At 63.2% G+C, this 14,741-nt stretch carries 13 protein-coding genes; 9 read left to right on the top strand and 4 right to left on the bottom strand.

Annotated elements, in window-relative coordinates; translation table 11 throughout:
* Positions 1-15: 15 nt before the first annotated feature.
* Both ACFQ95_RS06470 and ACFQ95_RS06475 read right to left on the bottom strand, forming a co-directional pair.
* Positions 16-789, bottom strand: a complete 774-nt coding sequence (locus tag ACFQ95_RS06470) for an alpha/beta hydrolase family protein (protein ID WP_422830017.1) — start codon at positions 787-789, stop codon at positions 16-18.
* Positions 773-1,936 carry a DUF3182 family protein gene (locus ACFQ95_RS06475; RefSeq protein WP_422830018.1) on the bottom strand — a complete coding sequence of 388 codons (1,164 nt, stop codon included), beginning with the start codon at positions 1,934-1,936 and terminating at the stop codon, positions 773-775. The genes ACFQ95_RS06470 and ACFQ95_RS06475 overlap by 17 nt, the downstream gene beginning before the upstream one ends.
* A 354-nt stretch (positions 1,937-2,290) precedes the next feature.
* Here ACFQ95_RS06475 and ACFQ95_RS06480 point away from each other — a divergent pair, with 354 nt between their 5' ends.
* The 5 genes from ACFQ95_RS06480 to groL all read left to right on the top strand — a co-directional run bounded on the left by ACFQ95_RS06480 (position 2,291) and on the right by groL (position 7,739).
* Entirely contained in the window at positions 2,291-3,229 is a 939-nt protein-coding gene (locus ACFQ95_RS06480) for an ABC transporter substrate-binding protein (RefSeq protein ID WP_422830019.1), read from the top strand.
* The gene (locus ACFQ95_RS06485) at positions 3,226-4,617 is read left to right on the top strand and encodes an LLM class flavin-dependent oxidoreductase (protein ID WP_422830020.1); all 1,392 of its coding nucleotides are present in this window, start codon (positions 3,226-3,228) and stop codon (positions 4,615-4,617) included. The genes ACFQ95_RS06480 and ACFQ95_RS06485 overlap by 4 nt, the downstream gene beginning before the upstream one ends.
* Positions 4,618-4,768: 151 nt before the next feature.
* Complete coding sequence (locus ACFQ95_RS06490) at positions 4,769-5,236, top strand: surface-adhesin E family protein (RefSeq protein ID WP_422830021.1); 468 nt, start codon at positions 4,769-4,771, stop codon at positions 5,234-5,236.
* Positions 5,237-5,673: 437 nt separating this feature from the next.
* A complete protein-coding gene (locus ACFQ95_RS06495; protein WP_076197711.1) occupies positions 5,674-5,964 on the top strand; it encodes a co-chaperone GroES in 291 nt (96 codons plus the stop codon).
* A gap of 122 nt (positions 5,965-6,086) precedes the next feature.
* Positions 6,087-7,739: a chaperonin GroEL gene (gene groL / locus ACFQ95_RS06500; RefSeq protein ID WP_422830023.1), complete on the top strand. Its 1,653-nt coding sequence runs from the start codon at positions 6,087-6,089 to the stop codon at positions 7,737-7,739.
* A gap of 197 nt (positions 7,740-7,936) precedes the next feature.
* Here groL and ACFQ95_RS06505 read toward each other — a convergent pair whose 3' ends face one another.
* Positions 7,937-8,857 (bottom strand): LysR family transcriptional regulator, encoded by a 921-nt coding sequence (locus ACFQ95_RS06505; RefSeq protein ID WP_422830024.1) that lies wholly within the window; start codon positions 8,855-8,857, stop codon positions 7,937-7,939.
* Positions 8,858-8,987: 130 nt separating this feature from the next.
* On the opposite strand from ACFQ95_RS06505, the gene ACFQ95_RS06510 reads away from it, so the two are divergent.
* From ACFQ95_RS06510 to ACFQ95_RS06520, 3 genes are read left to right on the top strand one after another with little or no spacing between them, the layout of a single operon-like run.
* Entirely contained in the window at positions 8,988-10,487 is a 1,500-nt protein-coding gene (locus tag ACFQ95_RS06510) for a sulfatase-like hydrolase/transferase (protein WP_422830025.1), read from the top strand.
* 36 nt (positions 10,488-10,523) lie between these two features.
* On the top strand, positions 10,524-11,531 hold the full coding sequence (locus ACFQ95_RS06515; RefSeq protein ID WP_422830026.1) for a Bug family tripartite tricarboxylate transporter substrate binding protein: 1,008 nt from the start codon (positions 10,524-10,526) through the stop codon (positions 11,529-11,531).
* A 47-nt stretch (positions 11,532-11,578) separates the two neighbouring features.
* Positions 11,579-12,481, top strand: coding sequence for a DMT family transporter (locus ACFQ95_RS06520; protein ID WP_422830027.1), 903 nt, complete (start codon positions 11,579-11,581; stop codon positions 12,479-12,481).
* 23 nt (positions 12,482-12,504) lie between these two features.
* Here the strand turns inward: ACFQ95_RS06520 and ACFQ95_RS06525 are convergent, their stop codons facing one another.
* Entirely contained in the window at positions 12,505-13,455 is a 951-nt protein-coding gene (locus tag ACFQ95_RS06525; RefSeq protein WP_422830028.1) for a LysR substrate-binding domain-containing protein, read from the bottom strand.
* A gap of 158 nt (positions 13,456-13,613) precedes the next feature.
* Between ACFQ95_RS06525 and ACFQ95_RS06530 the strand changes: the two genes are divergently transcribed.
* On the top strand, positions 13,614-14,600 hold the full coding sequence (locus tag ACFQ95_RS06530) for a Bug family tripartite tricarboxylate transporter substrate binding protein (RefSeq protein ID WP_422830029.1): 987 nt from the start codon (positions 13,614-13,616) through the stop codon (positions 14,598-14,600).
* Positions 14,601-14,741 lie beyond the last annotated feature (141 nt).

Consider the following 14,741-nt stretch of genomic DNA (forward strand, 5'->3'; position numbering starts at 1 on the left):
GGACTTGTCCCAGGCTTAGGCGGCCTGTGCGCTGGGCTTTTTGGCCGCCTTGGTTTCTTTGGCCAGGCCCAACATTTCCGAGATCCAGTTCACCAGCAGCGAGGTGTAGGCATCGTTCCACTCGGGCGTGGAAAGCGCATGGTCGGCTTGTTTGATGACACGGTAGGTCATGGAATTGCTTTGCACCAAGGCGGCGCGGTAGTTCTCAATCACCGGATGCGGCACGATGTGGTCCAGCTCTGATTCGACGATCAGCGCATCACCACGGAACTTGGTGCAGGCCGCCAGCGCTTTGTTGCTTTCGGGCACGTGCACCAGGGATCGGTAGTTGGCAATCTCCATGCGGTTCAGGTGTTGCTTGGAGCTGAGCCAGTCTTCGTCTTTGTAGAGGGCCGGCGCACGCAAAGCCATCCAGCGCACGGGCCTGATGGCGCTGAGCAGGGCCGCCAAATAGCCGCCGTAACTACTGCCGACCACCACAATCGATTGTGCGTCCACCGCCGGGTGGCCGACCAACAAGTCGTAGGCCGCCAGCATGTCGTTCAGATTGTCCTCACGCGTCACGGTGTCGCGGTAAGCGCGGTCTTTGGCATGCCCGCGCAAATCAAACGTGAGGCAGATGCAACCCATGGCGGCAATGGCGTGGGCACGCTCCAGGTACTGCTCCTGGCTGCCGTCCCAGCCGTGCACCAGCATCACGCCAGGCACCACGGTGTCCGGCGCCACCAGGGTGCCCGCAATGGTCCGGTCCCCAACCGCGATCTGGATACTTCTATGCCTTGTTGCCATCGATTTCTACCTCGGCGTACTTGATCAACAAGCCCACTTCCGGATCTTCGCCCTGAAAGTAGACCGTCGCCGCACCGCTGGGTGCGTTGTGGGGACCATATCGTTCGGTACAACTGACACGCACCGTCTGGAGTTCCGGGTCCGCGTGCAAAGCCTCCAATGCCGCGATCTCAGCCGGGGTTGCACCACCAATGCGCCACGATTGCTCCAGCACACCAGAACACCAGCGCCCTGCCGCGTTCAGGCCTTGGGCCACGTCGTAATTGGTGCGCGAAGCAAAAAACCCCGGAAAACAAGCCCTCACCGCCGTGTCGTACAGCAGCGCCTGGTCAACCGCCATGCGCAGGGGCCCGGCCGGCGTACGGTCCAGCAAAGCCTCAAAGCCACCTCGCACCACGGTGAGGTCGGAGCCCCCGTAGGCCATGGAGCCGGTGTTGTTCGGTGTGAGTTTCTGCGTGCCATGGTAGCTGGCCACAATACCCGCCACACGCACCTGGCCAATGCTCAGGGTTTCGACATTCGACAAGTCATGCTCCAACACCACGCCATGTTCGGCCAGGACGGCATCGTTGATCTCGGCGAGTGCACTTTTGGCGGCGCCCATATCGGCGGCCACACTCTGCCCGCGGCCGCCGGTTTCCCAGACGGCCTTGATCCTGACGGGCCCCAAACGCAACATCTGCTCGGCCGCCTGCAGCGCATCCTGGCGTGAAAACGCGGTTAATCCGGGCAGCACGGCATCGGCCACCATGCTGGGGAAGTCGTGGCTCCAGCCCTTGGGCGCCGCCGCCTGCCGCGACACCAGAGGATGGGTGATGGCCTTGGTGGCAACAAAGGCTTGAGGCACCACACCCCCCAGAAAATCATCTTCGCCCAACACGCCCAGTTGTTCCGCCGAGCGCACACCCACCAGGGTTTCGCTGGGCACAAGATAAGGCCGCACGGCCCACATCTCGACTGGGATTTCTGCAGAAAACTGCCCGCCTTTGAGCCGCGCAATACGCTTGGCGATTTCGTGGCGCGTGGCGTTTTCGTGCAGGCTGGCGTGGCCCTCAAGTCCCTGCGTGAAAGGCATCACCAGCTCTTGGTGGGCCTCCGCCTGCGGCAGGACGGGATCCAGGGGACGGTGTACAGCATCTGCGAGCATGGGATACCCCTTTTCAAAAGCCATCAAAAGACCGGGCCGGTGGTGTCGCCAGTATCCGCATGCCTGCACGCCGTCGCAGGTACGAGCGGCGCATTGCTTTGTAGGACAGATGAGCATGCAGCGGCACCACACCGTCCGGCTTCGCACCTGTATAGAGCAAAAACATATATCGATACGCGCAAGCCTTCGTTGCCCAAGCCGGTGCATAGGCGGCCCAATCGGCACACCGTTGTCTTCTTTTTTGCGCGCAGCCCCATGCAACTTGCAAAGGCTGCCTGTGCGCTGGCGCAACGGTAGTTCCACGTTCACCACCGGCCGGCGGCCCCCCGCTGACCTCACTGTTCCCTCACATCCATGTTGACTTTCTCTTCTTTCAAGGCCCGTGTATTGGGCCTGGCCCTGCTTGTCACCGCAGCCACATCGGCCACAACGGCCATGGCGCAAAACATCACCCTGCGCGTCGGCGACCAACGCGGCAATGCACGCGCAGTGATGGAAGCCGCCGGCGTGCTGCAAAACCTGCCCTATACCGTGGAGTGGAGCGAATTTCCGAATGCCGCCCCGCTGCTGGAAGCGCTGCGCGCCGATGCGATCGACGCCGGTTCGGTGGGCGACGCCCCTTTGACCTTTGCTGCTGCAGCCGGCCTGCAAGCCAAGGCAATTTTTGCCACCTCTTATGAAGGCAATGCCATCATCGTGACCAAGGCCTCGCCGTACAAAACCATTGCCGACCTGAAGGGCAAACGCATTGCCGTGGTCAAAGGCTCGTCCGGCCACAACCTGCTGCTGCAAGTGCTGGCCAAGGCCGGGCTGGCGCCAGACGCCGTGACGCCAGCGTTTCTGGCGCCATCTGAAGCCACACTCGCGCTGACGCAGGGCTCGGTCGACGCGGTGGTGACCTGGGAACCCTATGTGTCGTTTGCCACGCTGAAGTCGGGCGCACGCATTTTGGTGGACGGCAAAAGCTACCCCGCCGTGTCTTACTTCGTGGCTTCGGACAAGGCCATCAAATCAAAGAAAGACGCGCTGAAAGACTTTGTTGCGCGCAACGCCCGGGCGCGTAGCTGGGGCCAGACCAATGCCGAGCCCTACTCCAAGCTGATCGCCAAACTGGTGGGCATTCCCGAAGACGTGGCCCTGGCCAAGCAAGGCCGCGAAGGCCATGCACCACTGAAAATCGACGAACACATCTTGCATCTGCAACAGGCCACCATAGACCTCTACGCCACCTCGGGCCTGATCCCCAAGCGGCTGGAAGCCAGCCAGTTGATCGACGCCTCGTTCAACCCATGAGCAACACCCGCAGCCGCAGTACACCCCGTCAGATGCACCTGGCGCTTTACCTGAGCGAGGTCGGCAGCCAGCTTGGCGCCTGGCGCCATCCGCTGGCGGGCAACACCGCGCCACTGGACTGGCGCTTCTACAAAGACATGGCGCAAAAGGCCGAGCGGGCCTGTCTCGACATGATTTTTCTGGCCGACAAGCTGTCGGTGGACGACGTCTACGGTGGCGACTTTGCGGCCAGCGTCAGCTCGCGCGCGCTGCCGCAGCATGCCGAGCCCTTGAGCGTGATGGCCTCGCTGGTAGGCGCCACCTCGCAGATCGGCCTGGCCGCCACGGTGTCGGCCACCTACAGCCAGCCCTACACCACGGCGCGCATGCTGGCCACCATAGACCACCTGAGCGGCGGCCGCGTGGGCTGGAACGTGGTCACCTCGGTCAGCGACGGCGAGGCGCGCAACTACGGCCAGGCCGAACACCTGGGCCACGACCCGCGCTACGACAAGGCCCAGGAATTTGTTGCCCTGGTGAAGAAGCTGTGGGACAGCTGGGAAGACAACTGGTTGATACGCGACCAGGCCAGCGGCATTTACGGCGACGCCAGCAAAGTGCACCGGGTGGACCACAACGGCGCCTGGTTCAAGGTGCGCGGCCCGCTGAACGTGCCGCGCCCGCCCCAGGGTCACCCGGTGCAGATCCAGGCCGGCGTGTCGAGCAACTTTGAGCGCACGGCCTTGGAGCAGGCCGAGGTCATTTTTGCGGTGCAACCCACGCTGGAGAAAGCGCGCGATTTCTATGCACGCTTCAAGCAGCAACTGGAAACCGTGGGCCGCAGTGCCAACAGCCTGAAGGTACTGCCCGGCATCGTGCCGATTGTTGGCCACACGCGGCAGGACGCGCTGGACCTGCAGCGCGAGCTGAATGAAAAGCTTCTGCCCCAGGCCGCGCTGAGCTTCATGTCAGCCAGCATGAACCACGACCTGGCGCAGTACGAGCTGCATGCGCCGGTACCCGACATTGCCGCTCGCATCACCGGCAGCAAGGGGCGTTTTCAGGCGGTGCTGAAAAAGGCGCAGGACGAAAAGCTGACCCTGGCCCAACTCGGTGTCTGGTACGCCCAGAGCCTGTCATTCTTCGCGCCCCTAGGCACGGCCGAAGAGGTGGCCGAGCAGCTCATCACCTGGTTTGAGGCCCGCGCCTGCGACGGCTTTGTGGTGCTGCCGGCCATCATGCCGCTGGGCGCCAACGACTTCCTGGAAAAGGTGGTGCCGCTGTTGCAGCAGCGTGGCGCGTTTCGCAAGGCCTACCCCGGCACGACCCTACGCGACACCTTGGGCCTGCAGATACCACCGAACCAGTTTGCGGCAGCTGCACCCGAAGAAGCGCCTCTTGCTATCTAAAAAGTAGCATCTTGCGCTGATTAAGCCTACAATAGAGGCCTGTTACGCTGCAAACTGCTGGCGTCACGGGCCGATTTGTTTGCGCTGCCCTGCAGCAGCTTGACTTTATGCAGACGGTCGTTCGGCATGCAACGCTTTACACAACCGCTTCATGAACTTGCGAAAAATTGTGCTCGTCGCATCCCTGGTCTGGTGCGGCTTAATTAGTGCCCAGGCGCAAAGTCCGGCAGCAGCGACCTCACCCGCGACCACGCCTATCTGGTTCACCATCATGGGCGACCCGGACGAACCCAGCGTGAACACCATACAGGTCGATCCCGTGGACATCGAAGGCAAGCCACGCACAAAACGCGTGCGCGTCAGCCGTTCGACCCAGCGCACCAGCTGGGACGGCGTGCCCTACCGCTCGTACACCTCGGCTGTGGTGTTCGATTGCGAGAAACACAAGGCGCGTTACCTGCAGCTGACCTACTACGACCAGCCCAACTGGCAGGGTGAGCCGAGCAAAACCGTCGACTACAGCACCGGCACGCCACGCTGGATGGAGTTCCGTGACGTCACGCCCAACCCCACCCAACGCATACTCACCGCCGCCTGCACGGCCGCCGCCAAGCGCTAAGCGCGCCCAACAAAACCGTCACCCAGTCGTCACGGTCTTAGCCGACGATGGGCGAACCGGCAGCCTCCCGCGCGACCCATTCCTTCCAGGACAGGGGACCATAAATCCTCAGGTACATATGCAGGGCAATGGCATGTTTTCTTCTTCGCGCACTCATTTTCTCTCTCTCGGTGGATGTAGTGAAGACACTCAGAAAGCTTAGCAGACGGCCATCGTCGCGCAGCCTGCTGGGCTGCGTCAAGCTTGCTGCGGCCCGATGTCAGGCCAGCGTTTTCAGTTTTTTTTGAACTTCGACAGCTTGAAATCCCCAAATTCACATCCATTATTAGCACTCGTGCGATAGGAGTGCTAACATCGCCACCGCACCAAATTTGCCAGCCCAGCAGCCTGCTGGGCTGATAGATGTTTAACCCTTTGTTTGTAATCTAGGAGATGCAATGAACCTTCGTCCTTTGGCCGATCGCGTGATCGTCAAGCGTGTTGACAGCGAAACCAAGACCGCCTCTGGCATCGTGATCCCTGACGCAGCTGCTGAAAAGCCTGATCAAGGTGAAGTTCTGGCCGTTGGCCCAGGCAAGCGTAACGACAAGGGCGAACTGGCCGCACTGACCGTCAAGGTTGGCGACCGCGTCCTGTTCGGCAAGTACAGCGGCCAAACCGTCAAGGTTGGCGGCGACGAGTTGCTCGTCATGAAGGAAGACGACCTGTTCGCAGTTGTCGAGAAGTAATTCGCCACCAGCGATTTACTTCCGTCGAAGGCTGACTTCGCTCATGCGAAGTCAAGGGGCAAAGCCCCGGCCGTAGACAAAAGCCCTCATCCCCCATTTTTTAGATTTCTGGAGAATTCAACATGGCAGCAAAAGACGTAGTCTTCGGCGGTGAAGCCCGCGCACGCATGATCGAAGGCGTGAACATTCTGGCCAACGCCGTTAAAGTGACCCTGGGCCCCAAGGGTCGCAACGTGGTTCTGGAACGTTCGTTCGGCGCCCCTACGGTGACCAAGGACGGTGTGTCCGTCGCCAAGGAAATCGAACTCAAGGACAAGCTGCAGAACATGGGCGCCCAGCTCGTGAAGGAAGTGGCCTCCAAGACCAGCGACAACGCTGGTGACGGCACCACGACCGCAACCGTGCTGGCCCAAGCCATCGTGCGCGAAGGCTTCAAGTACGTTGCCGCTGGCATCAACCCAATGGATCTGAAGCGCGGTATCGACAAGGCTGTGACGGCCCTGGTTGAAGAGCTGAAGAAGGCTTCCAAGCCCACCACCACCTCCAAGGAAATCGCTCAAGTTGGCTCGATCTCGGCCAACAGCGACGAAACCATCGGCAAGCTGATCGCTGACGCCATGGACAAGGTTGGCAAGGAAGGCGTGATTACCGTTGAAGACGGCAAGTCGCTGGAATCCGAACTCGACGTCGTCGAAGGCATGCAATTCGACCGCGGCTACCTGTCGCCCTACTTCATCAACAACCCAGAAAAGCAATCCGCCATTCTGGACAACCCCTTCGTGCTGCTGTTCGACAAGAAGATCAGCAACATCCGTGACCTGTTGCCTACCCTGGAACAAGTCGCCAAGGCTGGCCGCCCTCTGCTGATCATTGCTGAAGAAGTCGAAGGCGAAGCCCTGGCTACCTTGGTCGTGAACACGATCCGTGGCATCTTGAAGGTTGTGGCTGTCAAGGCTCCTGGCTTCGGCGATCGCCGCAAGGCCATGCTGGAAGACATCGCCATCCTGACGGGCGGCAAGGTCATCGCAGAAGAAATCGGTCTGACCCTGGAAAAAGTGACGCTGGCCGACCTCGGCCAAGCCAAGCGCATCGAAGTGGGCAAGGAAAACACCATCATCATCGACGGCTCCGGCGCCGCTGCTGACATCGAAGCCCGCGTCAAGCAAGTGCGCGTGCAAATCGAAGAAGCGACCAGCGACTACGACCGCGAAAAGCTGCAAGAACGCGTGGCCAAGCTGGCCGGCGGTGTTGCCGTGATCAAGGTTGGCGCTGCCACCGAAGTCGAAATGAAGGAAAAGAAGGCCCGCGTTGAAGATGCACTGCACGCTACCCGCGCTGCCGTGGAAGAAGGCGTTGTGGCTGGCGGCGGCGTGGCACTGTTGCGCGCCAAGCAAGCTGTTGGCGACCGCGTCAAGGGCGACAACGCTGATCAAGAAGCCGGCGTCAAGCTGGTGTTGAAGGCTATCGAAGCGCCTCTGCGCGAGATCGTCAACAACGCCGGTGGCGAAGCTTCTGTGGTGGTGAACGCTGTGTTGGCCGGCAAGGGCAACTTCGGCTTCAACGCTTCGAACGACACCTACGGCGACATGCTGGAACTGGGCATTCTGGACCCAACCAAGGTCACCCGCACGGCTCTGCAAAACGCAGCTTCCGTCGCTTCCTTGCTGTTGACGACCGAAGCCATGGTTGCCGAAGCCCCAAAGGATGACGCACCAGCTGGCGGCGGCATGCCTGACATGGGCGGCATGGGTGGCATGGGCGGCATGGGCATGTAATTGGCTCACCCCCAGGTTGCTCACTGCGTGTAGCGCCCACCCCCTTGCAGGGGGCGACACCTGCGGCCCGGCAGAGCCGGTTCCGCGGTGTCCCGCTCTAGGGGATGGCGTTAGACGCTGTTGTCGATCTATGAAAAAAGCCCCGGTGCGCAAGCGCCGGGGCTTTTTTCATGGTCTATCGGCTGGGCCTTTGGCCACTACGCTCGGCTGGTGGCGTTGATAGCAGAAATCGCCGTGCGCTCGACGATGCGCAGCACTTCCTTGCAGGCGGGCGTGGGTGGCCGTGCGGCCGTTACCCGCAGCACGATGTTGCGGTTCAACTCTGGCGAGACCACACGCGCGGCCTGCAGGCGCCCCGCCGCCAGGTCCTCGCGCACCGCACCGCTGGCCATGATGGCGTAGACCCCGGAGCTGGCCACCAGGTGCTTCTGCAGCGGCAGCGAGTCACACTCGGCCACCACATTCAGCCTGATGCCCTTGCGCGCGGCCCAGTGTTCCAGCAGGTTGTGGAAGGTATAGGGCCTGCCCGGTACCACCAGGGGCAAACCGTCCAGACTGGCAAACGGCACGGTCTCGGCGCGTGTCAGCACGTCGCCCATCGGGCCCACCAGCATGTGCGCAATGGAGCCAATGGGAATCTCCTGGTTGTGCTGCTCGCGGCTGTTGGTCGACAACAGCGCCAGGTCAAGCGCCCCGCTGTGCACGCTGTCGGCCAGCCAGCCGCTCAAGCCGGCCGCGATACGCAAGGTGATGTTGGGAAAACGCAGGCGCACCTCACGAAACACCTTGCTGAGCAGATCCGGGTCGAAGGACGCCAACAGCCCCAGGCGCACCACGCCCGCGGGTGTGCGCAAGTCGCCGCGCGCATCGGCCACCATTTCGTCGGCCTGTGCCAGCCAGGCCACGACACGCGGGTACAAGCGCTGCCCGGCCTCGTTCAACCGCAAGCCGCGGGCACCGCGTTCAAACAGCCGGCCGCCACAGCTACGTTCTATGGCCGCCAGCTGCCGGCTCAGCGCGGGTTGGGCCACGTCTCGCGCGGCGGCGGCCAGGGTCAGGCTGCCGTGGTCGGCGATCTGCACAAACAGGCGCCAATGGTCCAGGCTGGGCTCTTTCATGACATAACACTCAAGGCATAACAAATATGCCAAGCATAACCATTCCAAGCCAGAGGCACGCTGCCTAGACTGTGCAGCCTGGACAAGAGCCGCGCAGCCGTTCGCCGCTCGACCGCTGGAGACAAATACTTTGAATACCCCCACCCGCGATAAGCGCCCCCACGTCCTGTTCCTCATGGTGGACCAGTGGGCCGGCCCTATGTTTGGCCACGCCGGCCATCCCGTCATCCAGACCCCCACCATAGACCAGCTGGCCCGCCTGGGCACCCGCTTCCCGCGCGCCTACAGCGAGTCGCCGATCTGCATTCCGGCGCGGCGCAGTGTCATGACCGGTTTGTCACCGCGCGGCCATGGCGACCGCTCGTTCCTGCCCGCCGAGCCCATGCCCCAGAAGCCGCTGCTCGCACAGTGTTTCCGCGGCGCCGGCTACCAGGCCCAGGCCATAGGCAAGCTGCACGTGTTTCCGCAGCGCGACCGCATCGGTTTTGACGACGCCCTGCTGGCCGAAGAAGGCCGCCCCGGCCTGGGCGCGGTCGACGACCACGAACTTTTCATGGCCGACCGTGGCCTGGCCGGCCAGGCCTTCATGCACGGCATGGCCAACAACGACTACCAGCACCGTCCCTGGCATCTGGACGAATCGCTGCACGTCACCAACTGGATCACGCGTGAAGCCGCGCGCAGCATCAAGCGGCGCGACCCGACGCGGCCCGGTTTCTGGCATGTGTCGTACAACCATCCACATCCACCGCTGGTGCCGCTCACGCCCTATCTGGACATGTACCGTGACGCCGCCATCGATCTCCCGGTGCATGGCGATTGGTCGCACGACCTGGCGAGCTTGCCCAGTGCGCTGCACGTCATCCACAACTACTGGCCGGCCCCACACACCGATGCCTCGCACCGCGCGCTGCGCCGCGCCTACTATGCGCTGTGCACCCACATAGACCACCAGATCCGCATCCTGATCGGCACGCTACGCGAAGAAGGCCTGCTCGACGACACCATCATCCTGCTGACCTGCGACCATGGCGACATGCTGGGCAACCACGGGCTGTGGGCCAAGCGGCTGTTCTACGAAGCATCGGCCCAGGTGCCTATGATTGTGGTCGGCACCAGCGCTTGCAAACGCCTGCCCCAAGGCGGTGTGGACCACCGCCTGGTCGGCCTGCAGGACGTGATGCCCACGCTGCTGGACCTGGCGGGCATCGCTATACCGGACTCGGTCGAAGGCCTGTCCATGGTCGGCGAGAAGCAGCGCCAAACCCTTTATGGCGAATGCGGCGAGAAACACAACGCCAGCCGCATGCTGCACGATGGCCGCCACAAACTCATCTGGTACCCGGCGCGCAACGTGGTGCAGTTGTTCGATCTACACCAAGACCCGCAAGAGCTGCACGACCTGGCCCACAACAACAACGCCGCCCCCGTGCGCCGCCGACTCGAAGAAGCCCTGATCGCCGAGCTATATGGCAGCGACCTCGAATGGGTGCGCCATGGGCGACTGGTGGGTTACGAGCCCGGCCCTTTGAACTTCAAACCCGACCGCGCGCTCGCGGGCCAGCGCGGCGTGCAGTACCCGCAGCCACCGGTGGACCACCCGGATCGCACCGCCATACGCCCAGCCTGAGCAAGACCTGAAAAAACAACGCCATTGGAGACCTACATGCCCTCACGCACCTTTGCCAACGCTGCTCTCACACGCCGCCGATTGATAGGCAACACCTTGGCCGCGGGCATCGCCGCGCCCTGGCTGCTGTCGCCAGCACAGGCGCAAAGCGCCTACCCCAGCAAGCCGCTGAAACTCATCGTGCCCTACCCTCCAGGCGGCAACACCGATGTGGTGGCGCGCGTATTCTCCACCCCTCTGGCCGAAGCCCTGGGCCAAGCCGTGGTGGTGGACAACCGGGGCGGCGCTGCAGGTGCGATTGGCGCCACAGCAGGTGCACGCAGCGCGGCCGACGGCTACAACCTGGTGGTCGGCGACCTGGGCACGCTGTGCATCAACCGCGTCGCCCGTGCCGACCTGCCTTACGACCCGGCAAAAGATTTTGTGCCGGTGTCTATGATTGCCTCGGTGTCGGTGGTCATCACCGCACGCAACGATCTGCCCGTGAGCAACTTCAAGGATTTCCTCGCGCTGGCCAAGGCCAACCCCGGCAAATACAAATGCGGCACCTCGGGCCCGGGCTCTATAGGCCATCTGGTGCTGGAGATGATCAAGAGCATGGCCGGCATCGACCTGGTCCACGTGCCCTACCGCGGTGGCGCCCCCGCCGTGACCGACCTGCTCGGCGGCCACATCGATGTGATGATTGACGGAGCCGCTTTCGCCCAGGCCAAGGCCGGCAAGATACGCCCGTTGGCCACCACCGGCGACCGTGTGGCCGCCATGCCAGACGTGCCGACCTTGGCCGAGTCCGGCATCCCCGGCTTTCACTTCACCAATTTCTGGGGCTATCTCATGCCCACGGGCGCCCCGCCTGCTGCAGTGCAGCGCATCAGCAAGGAGTTGCAGCGCATCGCCACCACGCCCAGCGTACGCCAGCAACTGGAGGCCGCAGGCCTGGCCGCCGTGGGCAGCACGCCGCAGGTATTTGCCGAGGCCATTCGCAGCTCTGACGAAAAGATCGCGCAGATCGTCAAAACAGCCAACATCCAGTTCACGGGCTAACCGGCGCCGTCAGCAGGCAGCGCCGCTTTGCCGCACAATCGGCGCCCATGCCCACACTCAGCCGCCAACAGCTTGTTATCCTGATCCTGCTCACCCTGGTCTGGGGCATCAACTGGCCCATCATGAAGGCTGGTGTGACCGACTATCCGCCGCTCACCTTCCGGGCGCTGTCCATGCTGTTAGGCGTGCCCGTGCTGGGGATGGCGCTGGTGCTGATGAAGGTCCCGTTCCGCGTGCCGCGTGCACATTGGCGCGAACTGCTGTGGCTGACGCTGACGAATATGCTGGTCTGGCACACCTTGATCATCATCGCGGTGAAGTCGCTCTCCAGCGGGCGCGCGGCCATTCTCGGCTACACCATGCCCATCTTCTCGGCGGTGCTGGGCGCGATCTGGTTCGGCAACCGCATGTTGCCGCGTGGTTGGGCCGGTGTGAGCGCTGCGGCCTTGGGTGTGCTGCTGTTGCTGTGGCATGAGTTCACCAACCTCACGGGCCGTCCGCTGGGTGTGCTGCTTGCGCTGTGCGCGGCCGCCACCTGGGCGCTGGGCACACAAAGCCTGCGCGCCAGCCGCATCCCGGTGGCCACGTTGACCATCTCTTTCTGGATGACGCTGCTCACCAGCCTGGCCCTGACCCTGCTGGCCAGCGTGTTTGAAATGCCGCAGTGGAAGGCCCCCTCATCCGTGACCTGGGGCTCCATTCTCTACAACGCGGTCTTGATCTTCGGCTTTGCACACGCCGCCTGGTTTTTTCTGGCGCGCAGCCTGCCGCCCGTGGCCTCGACGCTGAGCGTGATGTTCATCCCCGTGCTCGGCGTTTTCAGCGGTGCCTGGTGGCTGGGCGAGGTCCTGCACTGGCAGGACTGGACCGCCGTGGTGCTGATGGTGGTGGCCATCGCCTCGGTGCTATGGCCTAGCGCTGCGCCGGCTCGCGCCCAACGTACAGGCTGAACGCTGCTGCGTCGGCGGCGGGCTCAGGCCACCGCTGCGCTTTCCTCGCGTTGCCCCTGCAGCAGGTGCACATAAGCCAGGGCCGCGGGCGACAGTTGCCGATCGCGCCGCGTCACCAGGTGCACGGGTGGCACATGCACCGGCAGCGCCAGGGGCAGCACCCGCAATACGCCCAGCCGTGCGTAGTGCGCCGCCAGCGAGGCCGGCATCACCGCCAGCATGTCCGATAGCTCCAGCAGTGCTGTCGCCACGATGGTGGACGAGGACTCGGTAATGTCCAGCCGGGGACGCAAGCCAGCGCGTGTCAACGCCGCTTCGAAGTGGCCGCGCTGCGGCGAGCCTGGCGGCTGCAGAATCCAGGGCCAGCCGAGCACATCGTCAAAGGCCAGCACCTGGCGCGCAAACAGGGGATGGCCGGTGCGCGCCACCACAACCTGTGATTCACCCAGTAATTGGGTGCTGGCATAACTGTCGGCATCGTGGCCGGGCGTCAGGCGGCCCAGCATCAAGTCAACCTGCCCCCGCCCCAGTTGCGCCAGCATCACATCGCTGGTGTCCACCAACACCGACACCGCCACACGCGGGTGGCGCTGCTTGTAGTCGATCAAGGTGGGCGCCAGCAGCTCGGGCACAGCGCCCGGCACACTGCCTATACGCAGCAAACCCGTCAGCCCGCCCTTGAGCGCGCTGATTTCTTCGTGCAGCGTGCCGAAGTCGGTCAACACCTGGTGTGCATAACGAATCAGCGCCTCACCCACCAGCGTAGGTGTCATGCCACGCGCGGTGCGCGTGAACAGCTCGGCCTTCACCGCTTCCTCCAACTGCTGCAGCAGCTTGGTGGCGGCCGGTTGGCTGATGTTCATGGCCGTGGCGGCACGGCCCAGGTTGCGGTGCTGGTCCAGCACCTTGAGCAGCAGCAATTGGCGCGTGCGCAGGCGCAGCAGCAGGCCCATGTGGGCGGGATCAAATTCCATGGGGTGGGGTTCTCCGGCCCGTGAACAGTGGGCCATCACCTTTTGTATATGGAATCTTCCAAACTTTCAATTAGCAATACATGGGTTGACCCGGTACGCTGCCAGCACGACTCACCCTTGAAGGTGGGCGCTACAGAAAACAAACGGAGACAAAAAAGATGAAACTCACCCCACGACGGCTCGTGCACGCGGCGCTGGTTTGCGCCAGCCTTTGCAGCATTGCCACTTTGCCCCTCACCGCCCAGGCCCAGAGCAGCGATAAATCGGTACGCATCATGGTCGGCGCCTCGCCCGGCGGCGGCACCGACATCCTGGCGCGTGTGCTGGCCGACAAGTTCGGCCCGGTGCTGAAGCAGCCCGTGGTGGTGGAGAACCGCCCCGGCGCGTCCAACACCATCGCCGCCGAACTCACGGCGCGCGCCCAGCCCGACGGCAGCACCCTGCTGCTGGCCACCAACACCGGCCAGGCCATCGCACCGCAACTGCTCAAGCTCAAATACGACTCGCTGAAGGATTTGCAGCCCATAGGCCTGGTGGCGGTGATGCCGAATGTGCTGGTGGTGTCGAGTAATGCGCCCTACAAGAACGTGAAGGAACTGCTTGCGGCCATGGCGGCCAAGCCCGGCGGCTTCAAATACGCGTCCTCGGGCATAGGCAGCACACAACACGTGGGTGGCGAGGCCTTTGGCCTGGCCACGGGTACGAAGTCCATCCACGTGCCGTACAAGGGCAGCGCCCAGGCCCACATCGACATCATAGGCGGCGAGGTCGACATGATGTTCGACAGCACCTCCTCGGCCATGGGCCAGATCAAGGCCGGCAAGTTCCGCGCACTGGCCGTGACCTCGCCGAAACGCGCGGCCGAACTGCCCGACGTGCCCACACTCGCCGAGCAAGGCATCACCGGCGCCGACGTCTCCACCTGGTACGGCCTGTTCACCACCGCCGGTGCACCGCGGCCGCTGGTCGACCGGCTCAATGCCGAGCTGCTGGCCGCGCTGAAGATGCCCGACGTGCAGGCGCGCATCAAGGGCCTGGGCGGAGAAATCACGCTGATGAGCATTGAACAGTTCACCGACATGAACCGCAGCGAATACGAAACCTATGGCCGGCTGGTGAAGGCGGCCAACATCAAAGCTGAATAAGTGTCACACCCCCAGGTTGCGCGCACTGCGTGCCGCGCGCCCACCCCCTTGGCTGGGGGCACAACCGGCGGCCTGGCGGAGCCAGTTCCGCGGTTGCTCTGGAACAGACAGTCGCGTCTTTTGACCGCGCAGGTTCATTTA

It is taken from the genome of Variovorax sp. HJSM1_2 (assembly GCF_049316285.1).
In the GTDB taxonomy this organism is placed as follows: Bacteria; Pseudomonadota; Gammaproteobacteria; order Burkholderiales; family Burkholderiaceae_C; genus Rhodoferax_B.